This window comes from Alkalilimnicola ehrlichii MLHE-1 (genome assembly GCF_000014785.1).
Taxonomy (GTDB): Bacteria; Pseudomonadota; Gammaproteobacteria; order Nitrococcales; family Halorhodospiraceae; genus Alkalilimnicola; species Alkalilimnicola ehrlichii.
This window is the reverse complement of the sequence record NC_008340.1, coordinates 2606994-2626418: the sequence shown is the minus strand read 5'-3', so window position 1 is coordinate 2626418 and position 19425 is coordinate 2606994. Positions and strand designations below refer to the sequence as shown.

Below are 19425 nucleotides of genomic sequence, written 5' to 3'. Positions count from 1 at the left end.
CCCGGTGACGTGTGGGGTCGGCTTTCGAGCACGCTACCGCAAGGATGACATGCGGTGGCACGGCTTAACGCGGTCGATTAAGGCCTTCCAGTTTGGTTATCCAACCGTCGAAGCCTGGGCACTGACTGCGGATCACTGCCAACCCGATTTCTTCGGCAATGATCGGGCCATGTTCGGTCTTCCGATAGTAACCGCGGAAGATGGCTTCCAGGCGTTTCGAGGGCGCGGTGGTCGGGTTGTCGTTGATTTGCTCGGGGTCCGAGTAATTATCGACGATGCTCTGAAGTTGGCGCTCTGCCCCAGTGGACCAGCCATCAACCACCCATTGAAAACCCTGAATATCGCTGAACAGCAGCGCTTCGAATTCATACTGCTGCACATACGGGATGACTCTATCCGTCTGAATGTCTCGACGACGGCTTAGGACGGCTTCGCGGATGGCCTCTTCAAGCTCTGTCCGACTTCGTCCTTCCCGGTCACTGAACCCGTAGAGGTCGACCAACGTGGTGACAAAGTCATGGTTGGGGTATTCGTTGGCCAGGTGGATAGCCAGTCGCTCGATGTTGACGTTTCCTCCGCCCTTGTCTGTCCCTCGCAGACCACAAGCAATCGAACACTGGAACTCATCACTCAGCCCACCGGTTCTTTGAGCCATAGATCCGAGGGCTGGTAGCCGCTTTCAAGCCAGACCCGGTATTCGTCACGGTCCATGGGCGTCAGGTCTGTTGCGCCGTCTTTCAGGCTGGCGACGAGGATGTTATCCACGTCGAAGGCGTCGACCATCAGTGGTGACTGGGTGGCGATGAAGACTTGCCGATGGACGGAGAGGCTCTTGAGCATATCGGCGGTCAGGGCGATAGCGTGCGGATGAAGGCCCAGTTCCGGTTCGTCGATCATGAGTACGTCCGGGAGCATTTCCCCCGGCAGATTGAGCAGGGTGAATAGGCAAAACAGTCGCAGCGAGCCGTCCGATGTCAGATGCGGCCCGAAGGTGTTGTCGCTGTTTCGGGCGCGCCAGCGCAGCAACACCTTGCCCCCCGTCGATTGCAGGTCGAAGTCTTCGAACACGGGGAGAACGCGTTGAATCTGCCGCGTGATGAGCCGGTAACGCCGGGGATGCTCCTGAGAAAGATGCAGCAGTATGGGGGCCAGGTTTCCGCCATCCGAGCGCATGCGTGCGTTTTCGCTCTCATCCCAGCGCATGTTCAGACTGGCCTTTGCCGAGGTGTCATGAAACTGGAAGGTGGCGCAGTTGCGCAGCAGGTAAAGGAGCGTGCGTGCTGTGCGCCGCGACCGCTGACCACTATCCGCTGCGGCCACCGGCAGGCCCGATTCCTGAGCCGGCATGGGGAGGTGAATCCAGTCGCTGCTGCCTTCGCGGTCGTGCCGGGAGAACCGGAAAGCCTCTTCGGCGAAGGCCAGGGAGTCTGGTGCGACGTGGGTCAGGGCCATCCGGTACTCATTGGTGCCCTGCTCAGTCTCCAGCGCGATCTCTGCTTCCAGGCGGGACGTGGTCCGCGCTCCGAAAAAGAGCTGGTCGTCACCGCCCCCTTTTTCGATCACGAACTGCTGAAGGTTCCGGCCCTTGAGCGAGTAGCTCAGCATCTCGAAGAATCGGATGAGGTTGGATTTGCCCGATCCGTTTGCCCCAATCAGGACCGCTAGTTGCGGGAGCTCAAGGTTCTCGACACAGGCTAGGCTACGGAACCCGCGGATGCTCACGCGTGAAATTCGGCTACACAGGTCCGATTCCGATGTCATTGAATCAGTCCCTTCATTCGGTGTGCCTCAATACGTGTAGGGTCCCAAAACCTTGTCGCATGTCGTTTGGGAGCCGTCTGCTTTCATATCCTGGTGCCGGCTTTCGGGCACGCTACCGCAAGGATGACATGCGGTGGCACGGCCATCCTTGGGGGGTGCGAAGGGTTGTGTCGTTCACTGGGTGAACGATGTTAGGGAGTAAAGCATGGGGGATGGTGCGGTGCAACCTATCGGAAGGATTAGTTGGGGGTGGTGCTTCCGTTATCGTGAGGGCCGAGGGCTTTCTCACCGTCATCGCGAGGGTCGAAGGCTTTCCCCCGTCATCGCGAGGGCCGAAGGCTTTCCCCCGTCATCGCGAGGGCCGAAGGCCCGTGGCGATCCAGAGGGGTAGACTGCCACGTCGGCTTCGCCTCCTCGCAGTGACGGTGTGGATGGGCCCCCGCCCGCAGTGACGGTGGGGGCGGGTCCGCTCTCGCGGTGACGGTGGGGGCGCCGCCCCCGTCATCGCGAGGAGCGAAGCGACGCGGCGATCCACACGCCGTATGGACTGTCACGCCCCTTCGGCGCTCGCAGTGACGGGGGAGGGGGCGGGGCCCCGCCGTGGCGGGAGTGCCGGGCCTCTGAAGTCATGACCCTCCCTGGGTCACGGTATGGCCCTGCCGGGTGAGGGCGTTGGCCAGTGTCTCCCGGGCGCGGGCGCTGCCGTGCACCAGTCGGATGGTGCCGGGTGGGCGCTTCATCTGTTGTACGAACCGCAGTAGGTCCTGTTGGTCTGCATGGGCGGAGTAGCCGCCGATGGTGGTGACGCCGGCGCGGATGTCGAACCGTTCTCCGTCCAGGTCTACCCAGCCGCCGGTTGGGCCGTAGCGCTGGATGTCCCGCCCGGGGGTGCCTTCCGCTTGGTAGCCGACGAACAGCACGTGGTGGCGTGGGTCGCCGAGCATGGCTTTCAGGTAGTTGACGACGCGGCCGCCGGCGCACATGCCGCTGGCGGCGATGACCACGGCCGGGTGGCCGCCCTGGGCCAGGGTGGTGACGGTGTGTTGGTGTTGGGCGTGGCTGTCGACGGTGTGCAGGCGGCTGAAGTTGAGGGGGTGGCGGCCTTGTCGGGCCCGTTTTCTGGCCTCTTGGTCCCAGTAGGGTTTCAGGCGGCGGTAGACGCGGTTGAAGCGGGCGGCCAGGGGGGAGTCGACGATGATGCGCAGGTGGCGCCAGGGGCCTTGGGCGGTGTGGGTGAGCGCTTCCAGCTCGTGGAGCAGCACCTGGGTGCGGCCGATGCTGAAGGCGGGGATGATGACGGTGCCGCCGTCCTGCACGGCGTGTTCGATGGCCTGGCGCAGGCGGTGGCGGCGCTGGTCGCGGTTTTCGTGGCTGCGGTCGCCGTAGGTGGCCTCCAGGACGAGGAGGTCGGCGTGGTGGGGCGATTGCGGGGCGGGCAGCAGCGGCGAGCCGGGGGCGCCCAGGTCGCCTGAGAAGACGGTGCGGTGTGTGCGGCCGGTGCGTTTGTCCCGGATGGCGACTTTGACGTAGGCGGAGCCGAGGATGTGGCCGGCGCGCTCCAGGCGGACCTTGAGGGTGAGGTGGCGGTTGTCGGTGACGGTGTGCCAGCGGCTGTATTTGAGGGGGGTCAGTTGGTTTTGGACCTGCTGCTGGAAGCGCGCGATGAGTTGGCCGTCACGGGTGAAGCCGATGCGCAGGGCGTCGTCAATGACCAGCGGCAGCAGGTGGGCGGAGGGGTGGCTGCAGAGGATGGGGCCGCGGTAGCCGGCGGCCAGCAGGTAGGGCAGCCGGCCGACGTGGTCGATGTGGACGTGGGTGAGGACGAGGGCCTGGAGGGTGTCGACGTCGAAGTCGACGGTGTGTTGGGCGAGGGGGTCGGGGCCGGCGTCTTCGCCTTGGAAGAGGCCGCAGTCGATGAGGAGTGAGTGGTCGGGGCTGGCGTAGAGTTGGTGGCAACTGCCGGTGACGCCGTCAGCGCCGCCGTGGTGGAGGAGGGTGGGGTCGTCCATGGTGGTGTTCTCCTTTTTGGGTGGTGGTGCCTCATCGCCACTGCAAGCGTGGACCCGCCCCCACCGTCACCGCGAGGAGCGGACCCGCCCCCACCGTCACTGCGAGCGGGGGCCCATCCACACCGTCACTGCGAGCGGGGCCCCATCCCCACCGTCACTGCGAGGAGGCGAAGCCGACGTGGCAGTCTACCCCTCTGGATCGCCACGGGCCTTCGGCCCTCGCGATGACGGGGGGAGGGGCCACCCCGTCACTGCGAGGAGGCGAAGCCGACGTGGCAGTCTACCGCCCTGGATCGCCACGGGCCTTCGGCCCTCTTGAAGAACTTGACTGTGCCGGAAGCGGAAAGTCGCCCCCACCGTCACTGCGAGGAGGCGAAGCCGACGCGGCAGTCTACCGCCCTGGATCGCCACGGGCCTTCGGCCCTCGCGATGACCGGGGGTGCCCCGTTCCTCGTTGATTCGGGCCCGCGCAGCGGGGTGGGGGGCTCGCGATGACGGGGGAAAGCCTTCGGCCCTCGCGATGACAGTGTGTTGTTTGGCTCCTCGGGTTCTCAGGCGGCGTCCGTTATTTCGAGTACGTCGCGGGGCAAGACGTTGTGGTTGACAAGCGTGCTCTGAACGAGCACCGGTGAGACGTCGAAATACTCCGCTGCCTCTTCGATGCGGTCCTCGTTCGGGGGGGTGATATCGTCACATGCATCCCAGTCCTGGCCCAGGTTGAGAAAGTCGCTCAATGCCTCGAATGGGCACAGCAGCTCCTGCGCGAAGGCCCGCTGAAACTTCTGGCGTCCCGTCCGGGCATCCGTTGCGGCCGCCAGTGCCCCCCCTTCCCCGGGTGAGTAGAAGGCGTCACCCATCAGGCGACCGATTGCGAAGCGGCGTCCGTGCCGATGGCCGGTTCTGAACACTAGTCTGTCGCCCTCTTCCCCCCCGCGCAGGCTCGCGCTGTAGGGCACTGCTTCAGGTGCCGAAGAGTCAAGCTGCTCGCGCGGTAGATCCACGATGGCGGCGAGCTGCGTGTTATCCAGTGGGCCATTGTTCAGGCCCCAGGCCTGTCGAGCGGCCTTTGCGACTTCGACAGCCCTGCGCCATGGCGGGGCAGGCCATTCAATCCTCATTCGACTCGTATCCGGGACCTGATACCGAAGGCCCCGAGCACAAAGTGCCTCTTCCAGGGTTCGCACATGGTCCAGTGTGTTTGCCCGCGAGGCCGCAGCCAATTCTCGGATGGCTGAAACCCCAAGGCGCTGTTCGAGCTGCAACAGTTCGTCCAGCATGGCCTCTGGCGCTTCGTCGGGATCGAAGCCCGCCATGGCCTCCAGCCGCCGCCGCTCACAGTCTTCGTTGCTGGAACGCTCGGCCTGGACCGCTCGCCAGAGCTGTTCGAGCTCCGTATCCGGGTGGCCACAGGCTTGCAGTCGGGCCAAGACGCCTTCCATGAAACGATCGGCCTCTGCTTCGAACATTGCGGCGTCGAGCACACCATTTCCCTCCGAGACGAACTGCACGGCGGAGGACTCAGAGGTGTGGGGTCCGACGTGCATGAACATCCGCTCGCCATCGCCGTGGAAGGTGATGTTGGGCCAGACATAGCCGGCACCAGCGGCTGCGATGTTATGCGCCAGACGCCACTGTGGCCCCGCGTTTGAAAGACTGGCCGGCGCGGGCTCCCAGCGGATGCGCCACCAGTTTTCCGCTAGAAATTGAGCCAACGGGTACGCGGCAGCGAAAAGGTTGTCGCGCTCGGTCTTGGCGGCCACGTCGTAGAGGCGAGTCATGGCCTTGTCGTTGAGCCGGATGCTCAGGTCAGCAAAGGTCACAGCCTCTTCAGCAGGCAATTCTGGGTAGGCCAGCCACTCCCAGTCGAATCGCAGGGTATCGCTCATTCTGCTTGCCTCCGGCTCCATTCGCGCTTTACAGCATCGGCCATGGGATCGTCGGCTTCCAGGGGGTAGCCATGGTAGGTTCCGGCTTCCATGTTGTCACAACGTGCCTCGATGACTCGCCCTTCGTGAACCATCCAGATGTGGCGCGGGAAGCCCTCGTCGGCATCACGGCTTACAAGGCCCGCTTGCACTCCCTCTCGCAGCAGCACCTGAGCCTTGTCTCGCTCGAAGATCGAGACATCATCACACAGGCTCTTCCCGGGACGGGCCGCAACGGGCGGCGTCAGCCCGAAATCACCGGGGTTGCGCTTGTGCAAGGGGCTGCCGACATATTTGACACACTGGGCGAGTGCCCGGCGCCGCTCGACGGTCAATTCAGGATGTAGCCGGCGCTTGGAATTCCTTTTGGGGCGGGCTCGAGTCCGCATCATGTCTCCATGGGCAATTCTTGAGGACGGCGATTTTTCTCGGAGCCTTGTGTATTCCTGGGGCTCGTGGGCAATGTTCTGGCCTTTGATCCACCACGTGGCGATGAGGGTTTTGACCTCGGTTTAGTCTAACACCGCTGCTGCATGTTTCAGGCCGTTAGGGAAATGCTGGGGAAGCCGTGGTTCGTCATTCGCACATGCCGCTGGCGGCGATGACTACAGCAGGGCAGTTCGTCGGGATACAGGCTGATTGCATCTTCACGGGCCAGATAGCGCCGACCATAGGCAAAGCGGTACCGGTCTTGGTCGTCGCGCTCAACAAGTCCGGCTACTACAGGCGATGTCTGGCCGGGCAGCCAGATCCAGACATAAGCGCGGTTGCTAGAAATCATCGTCGAGGGGCTCTGGTGTTTGACGACGGACTCGCTTGGGTAGCAGCGTCAGCCGTTCCTGCTGGGTTGCATGCTCGCGTTTGAGCCTGTCCGGATCATCGGTGAACAGTGAAACCCCAACCAGTGCGGCCGCTTCAAAGTAAGTGCCGATGGCCACCCGGGGGGAGCCCTTGGCAACCCGGCGGATCGTGATCACGCCAACGCCGACTCGCTCAGCGAGTTCTTCCTGGGTCCACCCCTTGCGATGACGGGGGGAGGGGCCACCCCGTCACTGCGAGGAGGCGAAGCCGACGCGGCAGTCTACCGCCCTGGATCGCCACGGGCCTTCGGCCCTCGCGATGACGGGGGGAGGGGCCACCCCGTCACTGCGAGGAGGCGAAGCCGACGCGGCAGTCTACCCCTCTGGATCGCCACGGGCCTCCGGCCCTCGCGATGACGGGGCAGGGGCCACCCCGTCACTGCGAGGAGGCGAAGCCGACGCGGCAGTCTACCGCCCTGGATCGCCACGGGCCTCCGGCCCTCGCGATGACGGGGGGAGGGGCCACCCCGTCACTGCGAGGAGGCGAAGCCGACGCGGCAGTCTACCGCCCTGGATCGCCACGGGCCTCCGGCCCTCGCGATGACGGGGGGAGGGGCCACCCCGTCACTGCGAGGAGGCGAAGCCGACGCGGCAGTCTACCCCTCTGGATCGCCACGGGCCTCCGGCCCTCGCGATGACGGGGGGAAAGCCTTCGGCCCTCGCGATGACGGGGGGAAAGCCTTCGGCCCTCGCGATGACGGGGTGGGGAGGCAAGCGGTGTCTCTCAGTTGCCCGGCTGCTTTCTTGTTTCCAGTGCGCCGATGAAGCTTGGCGTGGGAAGCATTAGCGGTCCGGCGAGGCTACGGGCGGTGATGTTGGTGACCATCTCGCGAATGGCGCCGTAGACGAGGGCGGCGCCGTATTCGAAAGCGAGTTTTTCGTGGTCTTTCTCGGGGAGCTGGTCCGAGACAGAAACGATGCCGACGGCCTGGACATCCAAAATGTAGGGACACCGTGGTTCGTCGTCCTCTTGGTGGGTCCCGAAACCAACGGCCACCCACCAAGTTCCGTTATCCTCGTCGCGACCGTGGTCCAGCCCCCACTTTAGAGTGGTGCCGTCGAACTGGAATTGCTCTGCACGGCGTGTTTCCGCCTCGAGATCGGATTCTACGTGGACGCGCACGAACTCGATCCCGTGCAGGGTCAGCGGGCTGGCTTTCATGCTGCGGCTTTTCTCCAACGCTGAATGTCAATGACTTTGGCGTGTCGCTTCAAGGGGTCTTGAGGGCTTGGCTCGGCAACGCGGTCCGGGGCGATCTGGTGCTCCAGGGCGCTCTTGATGCCAAGGATGTGGCGCCGCACGAGTGCGTTGGCCCAGTTGTCGTCCGTTGTGAATATTGCTGAGACGCCCTTTTGGTCAGCCAGCAATGTCAGGTTGGCTGGTTGGGCCAGGCAAACGCGGACCAGGCTGTCCATGGCCTCGCTTTGCGTGATGTCGTCGTTCTCATAGCGGGAGAAGGCTACTTGGCCGCCGCCGAACAGCTTTGCGGCCTGCGCCTGCGTAAGCCCCAGCGCTTTGCGGGCCTGCCGCATCTGCGCCCCGGTGAGCAGGCCATCGGCGCGCTTGCGAAATGCGGTCATGGCGCGCTTGTTGGCTTTCGCCTCGGGGGCTTCTGCGAGTTCGGATCCGCAGGTGTCGCACACGGCGTAGTGCAATGGGATTGCCTCGCTGAGGCCGGCATGTTCCGCCCGCTGAGTCGTTTGCCTGGGCTCCAGGCGACCCTCGCCACAGGCGGGGCAGGGCCGTAGTGCGTTGCGAGTGCCCCGGGTCATGTCAGGTACCCTCCGGGTGGTTGGAGACCGAAAGCAGCATTGCTCCGGTCTTCGCGATACAAAATTTCAGGTAATACGTGACCGGTATGTGCCGATGGGCATGCTCGATCCACTCGTGATTCGTGACTTTGTAGGCGTCGCAGGCTGCCCATGGCCCGCGAGGCCCCTGGATGCACCATTGTGCGCCCAGGTAGTGGCCGTGCCGGACGGCCATTACCACTAATTGACACGCGCTCGGGACATCAAGCCCCCACTTCTCTGCGTCTCGAATAGCCCCTCGGCTCCAGAAAGCGAGCGCTTCTTCCCTCGCCAGCGCCACCACGGTGTCCGGCGGATACAGTGGCCCACCCTGGATGGCGCGGTCTTCAGTCGCCGTAGGTGGGAAACCATCAAAGGCGCTTACGTTTGGTTTGGGACTTATCATTATGATATGTCTTCCTTGGCCTGATCTCAACGTAGCCGTTGTTCCTTACACTGGCTGTGCAAGCCTACGAAGGGGCGTGGCAGTCCATGCCGGGGTATGGATCGCCGCGTCGCTGCGCTCCTCGCGATGACGGGGGAGGGGCCACCCCGTCACTGCAAGGAGGCGAAGCCGACGTGGCAGTCTACCGCCCTGGATCGCCACGGGCCTTCGGCCCTCGCGATGACGGGGGGTGCGCCCCCTGTCACTGCGAGGAGCGAAGCGACGTGGCAGTCTACCCCTCTGGATCGCCACGGGCCTTCGGCCCTCGCGATGACGGGGAGAAAGCCTTCGGCCCTCGCGATGACGGGGGGAAAGCCTTCGGCCCTCGCGATGACGGGGGAGGAGGCCCTCGCGATGACGGAGGGTTCGGACTCAGCTCAGCGAAGTAGCCACTCCTGCGGCGTTAACGCCGTTACCGGTGATCGTTCGAAGTCCTTGATATTTCGCGTCACGATGTAGCTGCACCCGGCACTCTGCGCGACACATGCCAGAACCGCGTCCTCGAAGTCGGGCCAGCCAAGGGACCGGGCCTGTTCCAGTTCGTCACGGCCCACTGCACACACGTGAAAGTGCCGGAGAAGCCAATCCAGGGCGCCGTCCGCCGCGGCGCGAGTCGCGTACCGGCTCACCAGGTAGTGAACCGTAGTGACTGCGTGCGCGCTGAGTGCGCCTTGTTCTTCACCGTGGATGACATGCTCGAGGACGGCGGCGGATGCCTGATAATGCGGCGCCCTTTTTTGCAGAACGTCCAGAAGAACGTTCAGGTCCAGCATGATCACGGGCGATGTTTCTCGACTAAGTGGTCTCGGTACGCCTGTTCAGCGTCCAGGTCGGCTGGCAGCAGGCCGGTGATCGCGTCCAGTTCGGGGCTGGGCTGGTGGCGCTCTAGCGCCCGCAGGCGACGCAGGTAACGATCAATGACTTCAGTCATGCTGAGGCCGTGCGCCCTGGCGTAGGCCTTGGCGAACTCGACGTCTTGTCGCGGTAGACGGATGGTGATCTTGGTCGTTTCCTGTTTCATTGTCCCGGGCCTCCCAGGGAGTATGGCATCCACGCTTGTATTGTACGGCATGTGTCGGGCCCACCGTCACTGCGTGCCCTGTAGGGCCGTGGCAGTCCATGGCGGGGTGTGGATCGCCGCGTCGCTTCGCTCCTCGCGATGACGGGGCGTTGGTGGCCCCCCACTGTCACTGCGAGCGCGGATCCGCCCCCCACTGTCACTGCGAGCGCGGATCCGCCCCCACCGTCACTGCGAGGAGCGAAGCGACGTGGCAGTCTACCCCTCTGGATCGCCACGGGCCTTCGGCCCTCGCGATGACGGGGAGAAAGCCTTCGGCCCTCGCGATGACGGGGAGAAAGCCTTCGGCCCTCGCGATGACGGGGTAGGTGGTGCCCCGCGATTACTGCGGGCGGCGGGCGCCGCCTTGGTGTTTGCGGAGGTAGCGCAGTAGGCTGCCGACGTGCCAGAGGAAGTGGATGGGGTCCCGGTGGCTGCGGTATTGGGCGTCGTGGCTGATGCTGACGTTGCAGTCCAGGGCGACCGGGTGGCCGGCGGCCCAGAGGCGGGCGCAGAGGCCCACGTCTTCGTAGTGGAGGAAGTAGTCCTCGTCGAAGCCGCCCACCGCCTGGTAGGCCGGTGCCCGCACCAGGATGAACAGGCCCGCCACCCAGTCCGGGCGGTTGAGGGTGAGCACCACCTGACCCACCTCCGGCAGGGCCAGCAGGGCGTCGACCAGCCGGGCCACCATGGTGCCGTGGCGGTGGCTGACGATGGATACGCTGATCATCCCGGCCACCCCTTGTGCAGCGCCCGCAGCACGGGGGCGTGGTGCTAGGACTGGGCGGTGACCGCCGCCTGTCTCGTGGTCCGTCGCGAGCGCTACCAGGCGGTGGGCGGACTGAACGAGACCGACCTGCCGGTGGCCTTTAACGACGGGGACTTCAGCCTGGCCTGGCCGCCGCGGCGGCGATAGCGACCGTTGAACCGGTACCGGACTGAGGCTGGAATGCGGTGAGGGTGTCGGCACGGGCCCCGGGGAACCCCCCGGGGCCGGGTGCTGAGGTGGGCTTACAGGCCGCCGTGGAAGATGCCTTCGAGCAGGTCGAACTCGTCGAAGAAGTCGTCGCAGTCATCCCAGGTTTGGCTGAGCGCGTTGTTGATCACCAGGGCGACTTCTGCGTTGGAGATGCCGGTGTCCATCCCGAAGAGCACGGAGGCGGTGCCATTGCCGCTGATGGTCAACTCGCCCTCTGTGGGGCAGGCATCGTAGTTCGGCCCGGCGACGGTTTTCGGGGTATCCAGCGCGATGTGGCCCTGCATGCCGGAGGTGCCGATGCGACCGCTCCAGTGGTCTTCGTAGGGGTACCGGGTGGTCCCCTGCTCCTCCACCTCTCGCTCCACGTAGTTCAGGTCCACGTCCAGGAACCCGATGTAGTGCTCGCCGGCCAGGAACTCGAGCCGCGGGATGCGGACCTGCTCGCTGAAGAAAACGTCGCCCGACCGAGCGCGGATGCCCCAGTGTTCCTCGCCGGAGAGGACCAGATCACCCCCGGCGGCGCTGCCGGTGATATCGAAGTGGACGGAGTAGTTCTCGAAGTTTTCATCGCCCCAGGACTCCTCCCAGGTTTCGTCGAGCTGCCCGTTCACCACCACGTCACCCCAGGAGGGCGTGTTCACCGCGCAGCCGTGGAACGCCACGGTGGTATCCCAGCGCTCGTAACGGTCGTTTTCGGTGCTGTCACTGGTGATGACGATATGGCCGCCGTTGGGGCAGTCGTCCTGCTGGACGGTGGCGGCGATGACCCGGTCCGGTGCGTCCTCCTGGCGCCACCTGCCGGCACGCTCGCGCAGCCGGTCGCGGGCTGCCGTGGTGCGATCGGCGTCATCGGTGGTCGAGGCACCGGCCACATCGACGCTCTTGACGAAGATTGCACCTTCCAACTCATCAAGGAATTGCTCAACCCCGTCCTCGCCGACGGCCCGGTTGGCCGCTGCGATGACGTCGTCGAGCTCCTGCTCGTTATTCAGCGGCGCCCCGGCGGCAAACACGCCTTGGCTGTCATGCTGCGGGCCGGTGGCGTCGTCCCCACTGCTGGAGGAACTGCTCACGCACCCGCTCAGGGTGAAGGCAGAGCCGACCAGCAGTCCTGAAAGCATGAGGGGGGTGGTGAGGGTGTTCTTCTTTTTCATTGGGCTCGTTCTCCGTAGAGCGATCGGAAAAAGTGCACTATATAGCTATTTTATACTAAAAATGCACGACCTTATGAGCATCATAGCACCATCCTCCGCGCCGCAAACGCCCCCGCCCCCGCGATGCCCAAAGCACCACCACCCCGCCATTGCGAGGCCCGCAGCCCCTCCCCGCCATCGCGAGGAGCGCAGCACCTCCCCGTCATCGCGAGGAGCGCAGCCCCTCCCCGTCATCGCGAGGAGCGCAGCGACGCGGCGATCCACCCGCCGCCCTGAACTGCCACGCCCCTACGGGACTCTTGAACAACTGGGCGGTGCAGGAAGCGGCAGGCTACCTCCACCGTCACTGCGAGGAGGCGAAGCCGACGCGGCAGTCTACCGCCCTGGATCGCCACGGGCCTTCGGCCCTCGCGATGACGGGGGGGAAAGCCTCCGGCCCTCTCTTGAAGAACTTGACTGTGCCGGAAGCGGAAAATCGCCCCCACCGTCACTGCGAGGAGGCGAAGCCGACGTGGCAGTCTACCGCTCTGGATCGCCACGGGCCTCCGGCCCTCGCGATGACGGGGGGAAGCCTTCACTCACCCCGCCCTCTGCAATACCCCCAGGCGCCCGGCGATGGCCGCCTTCACGCTTTCGTGGATTGCCGGGGGGAAGTCGGGGGGCAAGGCGCTTTCGACCTGCGTGATGGCGTTGTCCGCGCGGGTCACTATGTCCTCGATGACGTTGGTGGCCAAGGTGCGCGGCAGGCGGGCGGCGGCGCCGGTCTGTAGGAAATGGCGGCCCTGGATTTCATGGATCCGGTAGCGGTTTCCGCGCCCCACGGCCATGGCCAGTTTCATCTGCTTGCGTTCGATTTGCCGGCCGGCAAGGCTCGGCTGGACGGTCAGGATGTCGTACAGCGGGGTCAGGCGAAACGCGCCCTGTGGCCGCAGAAACAGGCTGAAGTTCTTTGCGTGCCCGTCGGTAGCGCCGATCAGCCAGAAGAAGATCTGTGCCTTGAAGACGGTCGCCTGGTCTTTGGCCGGGGTGTCGCTGCCGTTGAGCAGTTCAAGAAGTTGCACGATACCGGGGCCACCCTCGGTCTGGTACTTGCGTGTTGGCGGGACGGATAGGGCCTGGCAGCAGTCCTCCTGCGGGAGTCTGAGCAGGCGGCCGTCGTGGGTCCAGTGGCGATCGAAGCGCTCGACGACGAGTGCTTGGGTGGGCCCAAAGGTGTGGATCTCGGCCCTGTTGACGGGCAACCCGAAGGCGGCAGCCAGTTTGAGGCAGTAGTATTCGTTCTCGACGCTGTTGGACAGGTCGATGCCGTTCGGCAACTGGCCGATCTGAGGCTTGAGGATGTGGCTGGTCGGGGTTGTGCCGTGGGGTTTTAGCCAGCGGCCTTCATGCCGGAGCAGGGCGGTCTTCTCCTGCACCCCGGCAATGGAGATCCGGAATGCCTCGTCGCGGTCCAGCCCCAGTGGGGCCTGGGCCAGCCCCCGGAGCAGCCTCCCGATGTCGTCCTCGTCAATGACCTGGCCGGAAATTTGGGTGGTGTCGCCGGGGGCCGGGGCGTCGGGGCCGACGAATTGCAGGGCACCGACGCAATCATGGCCGATGGCTGAGAGCAGGCTGTAGGCGTCGGTGCCCTCGGCGCCAACGCGCTCGGCAACGCGGCGGCGGAGCGGCTCGGCATCGGGCAGGAGGTTGTCGAACACTGCCGCCACCGGTGCACCCCGGTAGGGGTCTTCGCGGAGGGGAAGGGAGAGCGAGACGGGTAGGGCGTGGTCCCAGTCCAGCCAGTTTTGCTCGTAGGTAAAACTGATTGCACCGTCCACCGCCTTTTGGAGCTGGCCGACGTGGCGGTTGTTCAGCAGGACGTGTAGCGGAGGGTGGCGCCGACGCCGGGGCATCAGAAGAGGTCCTCGATGTCAGCGGCGCTTCCCTTGGAGCGTGGTGCGATCCGGAGTTCGAGATCGAGCGCGGCGAGGATAGCCAGGAGGGTTTCCAGCTTGGCGGCCGGATGGCCATTCTCGATGAGCGAGATGGTCTCCTGCCGGTAACCGGCCTTCGCCCCAAGCGCTTGTTGGGTAAGGCCCTGTTGCTTCCGGCTTCGACGGATGAGGTTGCCGACCTGCTTCGGCGTGCGGGCGAGATCGATCATGATGATAGTTTATGTGCTATGAGGCATAAATCAATAGTATCGTGTTTGGCGCATAACGCGACGATATGTGTTGATGCCGATGCCGTTGTGTTTTGGCTGACGTGTGGATCGCCACGTCGCTGCGCTCCTCGCGATGACGGGGGGAGGGGGCGCTCCTCGCGAGGACGGGGAGGGGGCAACACCCCTGTCATCGCGAGGACGGGGTGGTGGTGGCCCCCACCGTCACTGCGAGCGCGGATCCGCCCCCACCGTCACTGCGAGGAGGCGAAGCCGACGTGGCAGTCTACCGCCCTGGATCGCCGCGGGCCTTCGGCCCTCGCGATGACGGGGGGTGTTGCCCCCACCGTCACTGCGAGGAGGCGAAGCCGACGTGGCAGTCTACCGCCCTGGATCGCCGCGGGCCTTCGGCCCTCGCGATGACGGGGGTGTTACCCCACCGTCACTGCGAGGAGGCGAAGCCGACGTGGCAGTCTACCGCCTTGGATCGCCACGGGCCTTCGGCCCTCGCGATGACGGGGGGTGTTGCCCACACCGTCACTGCGAGGAGGCGAAGCCGACGCGGCAGTCTACCGCCTTGGATCGCCACGGGCCTTCGGCCCTCGCGATGACGGGGGGTGTTGCCCACACCGTCACTGCGAGGAGGCGAAGCCGACGTGGCAGTCTACCGCCTTGGATCGCCACGGGCCTTCGGCCCTCGCGATGCCGGGGGGAGGGCCTGCACTCATCACGATGACGGGGGGTGCCCCCACCGTCACTGCGTGCGGCTGTCGATAGCCGCTGCCAGGTCCCGGAAATCTTTGTAGCAGTTTTGTACCGCACGGACGTGGGAGCCGATGGCGCCGTCCGCCGGTTTGAGGTGAAACATGGGCTTGCGGGCTTCCTGAGCCATGGGCATCAGGCTCCGATAGTCCTTCAATGCAGCCAGACATTCGCTGTCGTCGTCGACACGCAGGTTGGCAGCGTCCGGTTTGTCGAGGACGTAACGGTGGTAAGTGCTGGGGATCCGGTCCATCCATTTGCCATACGCCTTGACCGGCCGGTCAAGTCGGACGGAATGCTGCATGACCACGTAACCGATCGGCGTCATTTGCCCCGATGGGGCTTGTACATTGGTGGGTAATTCCTGCAGCCGCTTGCGCCAGTCCGTACGCCACCGTCGGAGGGTGGGGCCCAGGTTTTGCAGTCCCTTCAGGGAAAAGAGGTCCGGCCCCAGGGGCACGACCACATAATCTGCGGCAATGAGTGCGGCACGATTGATGGCTCCCAGGTTGGGGCCGACATCCACCAGCGCCAGGTCGGCTTCCCGGTTGGCGCCGGCACGTTGGATGACTTCGGCAAAGGCGCCGATGATGCGAAAGGCCCGCTTCTCGCCGTCCAGGCAGCGGGGCCATTGCTGGGAGAGTTCGTCCTCGAAGCCGGACAGGGCCAGGTCTCCGACCAGCAGGCCTAGGTCCTCGATGGGCTCAACATGAGGGCTTTCGATGCCGCCTTCGCCTTCCAGCAGTGGGCGTATGGGTGAGAGTACGGTATGCGTGCTGTCCCCCTCCGGCCAGAAGCCTTCCAGGCTTTGTTCGTCCAGGAACATGGTGGAGAGGTTGGCTTGGGGGTCCAGGTCCGCGGCGAGCACGGACCGGCCCTGATCGGCGAACATCCAGGCCAAATGGTAGACCAAAGCAGTCTTGCCGACGCCACCCTTGTTGTTGAAGAAGGCAATGGTTATCACGTCACTGCCCTCACGGTGACGGCCAGGAACTCTGGCGCGAACTGAAAATCGGGGTCGGGGTTGCCGTTTTCCCGCAGGTGGCGCTGTGCCAATGGGATGCCGAACCCGAATCTCTGTACGTAGCCGAGAATATGCATGGCTTCTGCTATCAGGGGGTTGCGGTAATCGGTGACACCCTGACCGAAGTTGTCGGTGGTGACTTGGCCGTAGAGTCCGCCGGGGTTCTGAATTTCCACCCGGTCTCTGAACCAATAGACGCGGACCGGCGCGTGGCTGCCTTCGTAGGCGCGATGGATGAGGGCGTTCCGGGTGAGTTGCTGCAAGGCAACAACGGGGTAGTCGGGCTGGCGCTGCTCCCGTGATCCGGCCTCGATGTCGACAGCAACCTGGATGTGCACCTCCAACAACTCGTCCAGCTGCGCCATGACCTCGGGCAGGTTGCCGGTCAGTCTCTTTTCGTCCTTGATGGGGTCGCCCAGCTCGGTTCCGTCGATGCGTAGGAACTGCACGTAGGCCCCCGGTATATAGGCGGTCGGGTCGTGCCCCAGGACGAGCAGAGCACCGTGGTTGACTTGGCCCTGGGTGAGAAACCTGAGGGCGTTGAGTTGATCTTCGATGCTACGGTTGTTCTCTTCCAGGACCTCCGGTGCGACGGCATTGGGCAGGTACTCGCGCTCGAAGTACCTCAGATCGAGGTCATCAAGACTGGCGCCGGGGGCCGGCCGATGGTCGAAGGGAAGGTCTCCGCCCCGCCGTCGCTCCGCCAAACGTCTCTCCTGTTCCGGAGTAGCGCGGCGGTTGGTGGTGCCAACCCTGACCCACGCCTGGCCCTGGTAGCGTACCGGGGGTTCTTGGTGGGGGCGTATCTCGGCGACTATGACAGGGCAACCGTCCAGCTCGCGATAACCGATTTCCACGTCAGGAAGGGGGAGGATGTCGCCCCCCAAGGCCCAGTCGGATAGCTTCTTCTGGTCGCGGTCTGGATGTTCGATCCCTTTGCAGGTCCCGTCATCGTTGAGCCCCACGAAGATCACGCCGATCTCGCCCTGCCCATCAAGATCGTTGGCGAATGCACAGATGGCCCTCCGGATCGCGGTATTTTGCGCCGTGGAGGGTTTGAACTCCACCCGACGGGACTCCCCGTTCCGTAGGCGTTCAAGCAGGTCTTGGTCGCTTAACATGAAAGGTGGCTTCTGGGGGCTCGGGATTCCCGGTGGCTGTCAAAAGGTTGCCGGGAGGGATGCTCAATATGGTATGAGTCTCTAATTACGTTGTCCAACGGCCGCCCCTCAGGTTGACGGGTTATCCCCGTCATCGCGAGGGCCGGAGGCTTTCCCCCCGGTCATCGCGAGGGCCGGAGGCCCGCGGCGATCCAGGGCGGTAGACTGCCACGTCGGCTTCGCCTCCTCGCAGTGACGGTGGGGGCAACACCCCCCGTCATCGCGAGGGCCGAAGGCCCGCGGCGATCCAGAGGGGTAGACTGCCACGTCGGCTTCGCCTCCTCGCAGTGACGGTGGGGGCAACACCCCCCGTCATCGCGAGGGCCGAAGGCCCGCGGCGATCCAGAGGGGTAGACTGCCACGTCGGCTTCGCCTCCTCGCAGTGACGGTGGGGGCAACACCCCCCGTCATCGCGAGGGCCGGAGGCCCGTGGCGATCCAGAGGGGTAGACTGCCACGTCGGCTTCGCCTCCTCGCAGTGACGGTGGGGGCAACACCCCCCGGTCATCGCGAGGGCCGGAGGCCCGCGGCGATCCAGAGGGGTAGACTGCCACGTCGGCTTCGCCTCCTCGCAGTGACGGTGGGGGCAACACCCCCCGTCATCGCGAGGGCCGGAGGCCCGTGGCGATCCAGAGGGGTAGACTGCCACGTCGGCTTCGCCTCCTCGCAGTGACGGTGGGGTAACACCCCCCGTCATCGCGAGGGTCGGAGGCCCGTGGCGATCCAGAGGGGTAGACTGCCACGTCGCTTCGCTCCTCGCAGTGACGGTGGGGGCGGATCCGCGCTCGCAGTGACGGTGGGGGGCACCCACCCCTCCGTCATCGCGAGGAGCGCAGCGACGCGGCGATCCACACGCCGTCATAGGCCGAGGCCCGGCCACCTTGCTACAATCCCCCGACATTCCCGACCCCGAGCCCCATGGATCACGATCACCTATACAGCCTGCGGCGCACCCATCCGGGGTGGCGCCTGTTGCAGGCCGGTAACGCGCCGATGGTCGTGGCCTTTCTGCACCGCTGTTTCGTGGTGCCCAACGTGCGGGCGCTGCCGGCCTCGGAGCTGGAGAATGCGCTGGAGGACTACCTCTACCACCTGCGCGCCCGGTTGGGTGACGAGGCCTACCAGCAGGGCGCTCACGAGTACCTGGCATATTGGGCTGCCGATGAGCGCGGTTGGTTGCGCAAGTACTACCCGCAGCACAGCGACGAACCCCACTACGACCTCACCCCGGCCACCGAGCAGGCGATCCAGTGGCTGGCGGGCCTGGAGCAGGCCCACTTTATCGGTGCGGAGTCGCGGCTCACCCTGGTGTTTGATCTGCTGAAACAGATCGTGGAGGGGGCGGAGACCGACCCGGAGGCCCGCCTGCGCGATCTGGAGGCGCGGCGCGACGCCATCGAGCGCGAGATCGACGAGGTGCGGGCCGGGCACCTGAACCTGATGGACCCCACCCGCCTGCGCGAGCGTTTTCTGCAGATGGCCGACACGGCCCGCGGGCTGCTGGGGGACTTCCGCCAGGTGGAGGCCAACTTCCGCGCGCTGGACCGCCAGGTGCGCGAGCAGGTGGCCACCTGGGAGGGCGGCAAGGGCGATATCCTCGACCAGGTCTTCGGCGAGCACGACCGCATCGCCGATTCCGACCAGGGCCGCAGCTTCCGCGCCTTCTGGGATCTGCTCATGTCCCCGGCTCGCCAGGAGGAGTTGACCGAACTGCTCGAGCGCACCCTGGCGCTCGAGCCCGTGACCGAGGTGGCGCCCGACCCGACCCTGGCCCGCATCCATTACGACTGGCTGGCGGCGGGCGAGCACACCCAGCGGGTGGTGGCGCGGCTCTCCGAGCAGTTGCGCCGCTATCTGGACGATCAGGCCTGGCTGGAGAACCGCCGCATCATGGGGCTGATCCGCGAGTTGGAGCAGCAGGCCCTGCACCTGCGGGAAGCCCCGCCCCGGGATTTCACCATGGCCCTGGACGAACCCGCGCCCCGGGTGGAGCTGCCCATGGAGCGCCCGCTCTTCAGTCCGCCGGTTACGCCGCGCATCGAGCAGCAGGTGCTGGAGGCGGGCGAGGCGGAGGGCGACGTGGCGGCGCTGTTCGACCAGGCCTACGTGGACCGCACCCGGCTGCAAGGGCAGGTGCGCCGGGCGCTGCAGACCCGCGAGCAGATCAGCCTGGCGGCCCTGTTGGAGCAACACCCGCTGGAGCAGGGCCTGGCCGAACTGGTGGTCTACCTGGCCCTGGCCACAGAGGATCACCGCAGCGTGATCGATGAAACCCGCCAGCAGACCGTATACTGGCGCGACCGTGACGGCGTTGCCCGCAGCGCCACGCTACCGCAGGTTATCTTCTGCCGTTGAGCCT

The 19425-nt window shown here is 65.3% G+C and carries 18 protein-coding genes; 2 read left to right on the top strand and 16 right to left on the bottom strand.

The genetic code is table 11. The features are described 5' to 3' along the window. Positions 1-64: 64 nt before the first annotated feature. The 11 genes from MLG_RS15250 to MLG_RS11670 all read right to left on the bottom strand — a co-directional run bounded on the left by MLG_RS15250 (position 65) and on the right by MLG_RS11670 (position 10578). Positions 65-655: a DUF4276 family protein gene (locus tag MLG_RS15250; RefSeq protein WP_011630049.1), complete on the bottom strand. Its 591-nt coding sequence runs from the start codon at positions 653-655 to the stop codon at positions 65-67. After that, positions 631-1761: an AAA family ATPase gene (locus MLG_RS11715; RefSeq protein ID WP_011630048.1), complete on the bottom strand. Its 1131-nt coding sequence runs from the start codon at positions 1759-1761 to the stop codon at positions 631-633. Before MLG_RS11715 ends, MLG_RS15250 begins: the two co-directional genes overlap by 25 nt. A 626-nt stretch (positions 1762-2387) precedes the next feature. Continuing rightward, complete coding sequence (locus MLG_RS11710; protein ID WP_011630047.1) at positions 2388-3770, bottom strand: MBL fold metallo-hydrolase RNA specificity domain-containing protein; 1383 nt, start codon at positions 3768-3770, stop codon at positions 2388-2390. A 551-nt stretch (positions 3771-4321) separates the two neighbouring features. Next, the gene (locus tag MLG_RS11705) at positions 4322-5656 is read right to left on the bottom strand and encodes a hypothetical protein (RefSeq protein WP_011630046.1); all 1335 of its coding nucleotides are present in this window, start codon (positions 5654-5656) and stop codon (positions 4322-4324) included. Then, entirely contained in the window at positions 5653-6084 is a 432-nt protein-coding gene (locus tag MLG_RS15245; protein WP_011630045.1) for a hypothetical protein, read from the bottom strand. The genes MLG_RS11705 and MLG_RS15245 overlap by 4 nt, the downstream gene beginning before the upstream one ends. 381 nt (positions 6085-6465) lie before the next feature. Beyond that, positions 6466-6672 carry a hypothetical protein gene (locus MLG_RS11695; protein ID WP_011630043.1) on the bottom strand — a complete coding sequence of 69 codons (207 nt, stop codon included), beginning with the start codon at positions 6670-6672 and terminating at the stop codon, positions 6466-6468. Positions 6673-7279: 607 nt separating this feature from the next. Then, entirely contained in the window at positions 7280-7717 is a 438-nt protein-coding gene (locus tag MLG_RS15605; protein WP_011630042.1) for a protein-export chaperone SecB, read from the bottom strand. Next, complete coding sequence (locus MLG_RS11685; protein ID WP_011630041.1) at positions 7714-8328, bottom strand: type II toxin-antitoxin system MqsA family antitoxin; 615 nt, start codon at positions 8326-8328, stop codon at positions 7714-7716. Before MLG_RS11685 ends, MLG_RS15605 begins: the two co-directional genes overlap by 4 nt. A gap of 840 nt (positions 8329-9168) precedes the next feature. After that, entirely contained in the window at positions 9169-9570 is a 402-nt protein-coding gene (locus tag MLG_RS11680; RefSeq protein ID WP_011630040.1) for a PIN domain-containing protein, read from the bottom strand. After that, positions 9567-9812, bottom strand: a complete 246-nt coding sequence (locus tag MLG_RS11675; protein ID WP_041718050.1) for a DUF6364 family protein — start codon at positions 9810-9812, stop codon at positions 9567-9569. Before MLG_RS11675 ends, MLG_RS11680 begins: the two co-directional genes overlap by 4 nt. Positions 9813-10191: 379 nt before the next feature. After that, positions 10192-10578 (bottom strand): glycosyltransferase family 2 protein, encoded by a 387-nt coding sequence (locus MLG_RS11670; protein ID WP_049753579.1) that lies wholly within the window; start codon positions 10576-10578, stop codon positions 10192-10194. Positions 10579-10635: 57 nt separating this feature from the next. On the opposite strand from MLG_RS11670, the gene MLG_RS15890 reads away from it, so the two are divergent. Then, the gene (locus MLG_RS15890; protein WP_269490046.1) at positions 10636-10764 is read left to right on the top strand and encodes a hypothetical protein; all 129 of its coding nucleotides are present in this window, start codon (positions 10636-10638) and stop codon (positions 10762-10764) included. Between the two features lie 95 nt (positions 10765-10859). On the opposite strand, the gene MLG_RS11665 is transcribed toward MLG_RS15890, so the two are convergent. The 5 genes from MLG_RS11665 to MLG_RS11645 form a co-directional block, all read right to left on the bottom strand. After that, positions 10860-11981, bottom strand: coding sequence for a hypothetical protein (locus MLG_RS11665; RefSeq protein WP_011630038.1), 1122 nt, complete (start codon positions 11979-11981; stop codon positions 10860-10862). A gap of 578 nt (positions 11982-12559) precedes the next feature. Then, positions 12560-13873 (bottom strand): type II toxin-antitoxin system HipA family toxin, encoded by a 1314-nt coding sequence (locus MLG_RS11660; RefSeq protein ID WP_011630037.1) that lies wholly within the window; start codon positions 13871-13873, stop codon positions 12560-12562. Next, positions 13873-14124, bottom strand: coding sequence for a helix-turn-helix domain-containing protein (locus MLG_RS11655; protein WP_011630036.1), 252 nt, complete (start codon positions 14122-14124; stop codon positions 13873-13875). Before MLG_RS11655 ends, MLG_RS11660 begins: the two co-directional genes overlap by 1 nt. Positions 14125-14875: 751 nt before the next feature. Then, the gene (locus MLG_RS11650; protein ID WP_011630035.1) at positions 14876-15847 is read right to left on the bottom strand and encodes a ParA family protein; all 972 of its coding nucleotides are present in this window, start codon (positions 15845-15847) and stop codon (positions 14876-14878) included. Next, positions 15844-16974: an ATP-binding protein gene (locus MLG_RS11645; protein ID WP_011630034.1), complete on the bottom strand. Its 1131-nt coding sequence runs from the start codon at positions 16972-16974 to the stop codon at positions 15844-15846. Before MLG_RS11645 ends, MLG_RS11650 begins: the two co-directional genes overlap by 4 nt. A gap of 1010 nt (positions 16975-17984) precedes the next feature. Between MLG_RS11645 and MLG_RS11640 the strand changes: the two genes are divergently transcribed. Further along, positions 17985-19421 (top strand): DUF3375 domain-containing protein, encoded by a 1437-nt coding sequence (locus MLG_RS11640; RefSeq protein ID WP_011630032.1) that lies wholly within the window; start codon positions 17985-17987, stop codon positions 19419-19421. Positions 19422-19425: the final 4 nt, after the last annotated feature.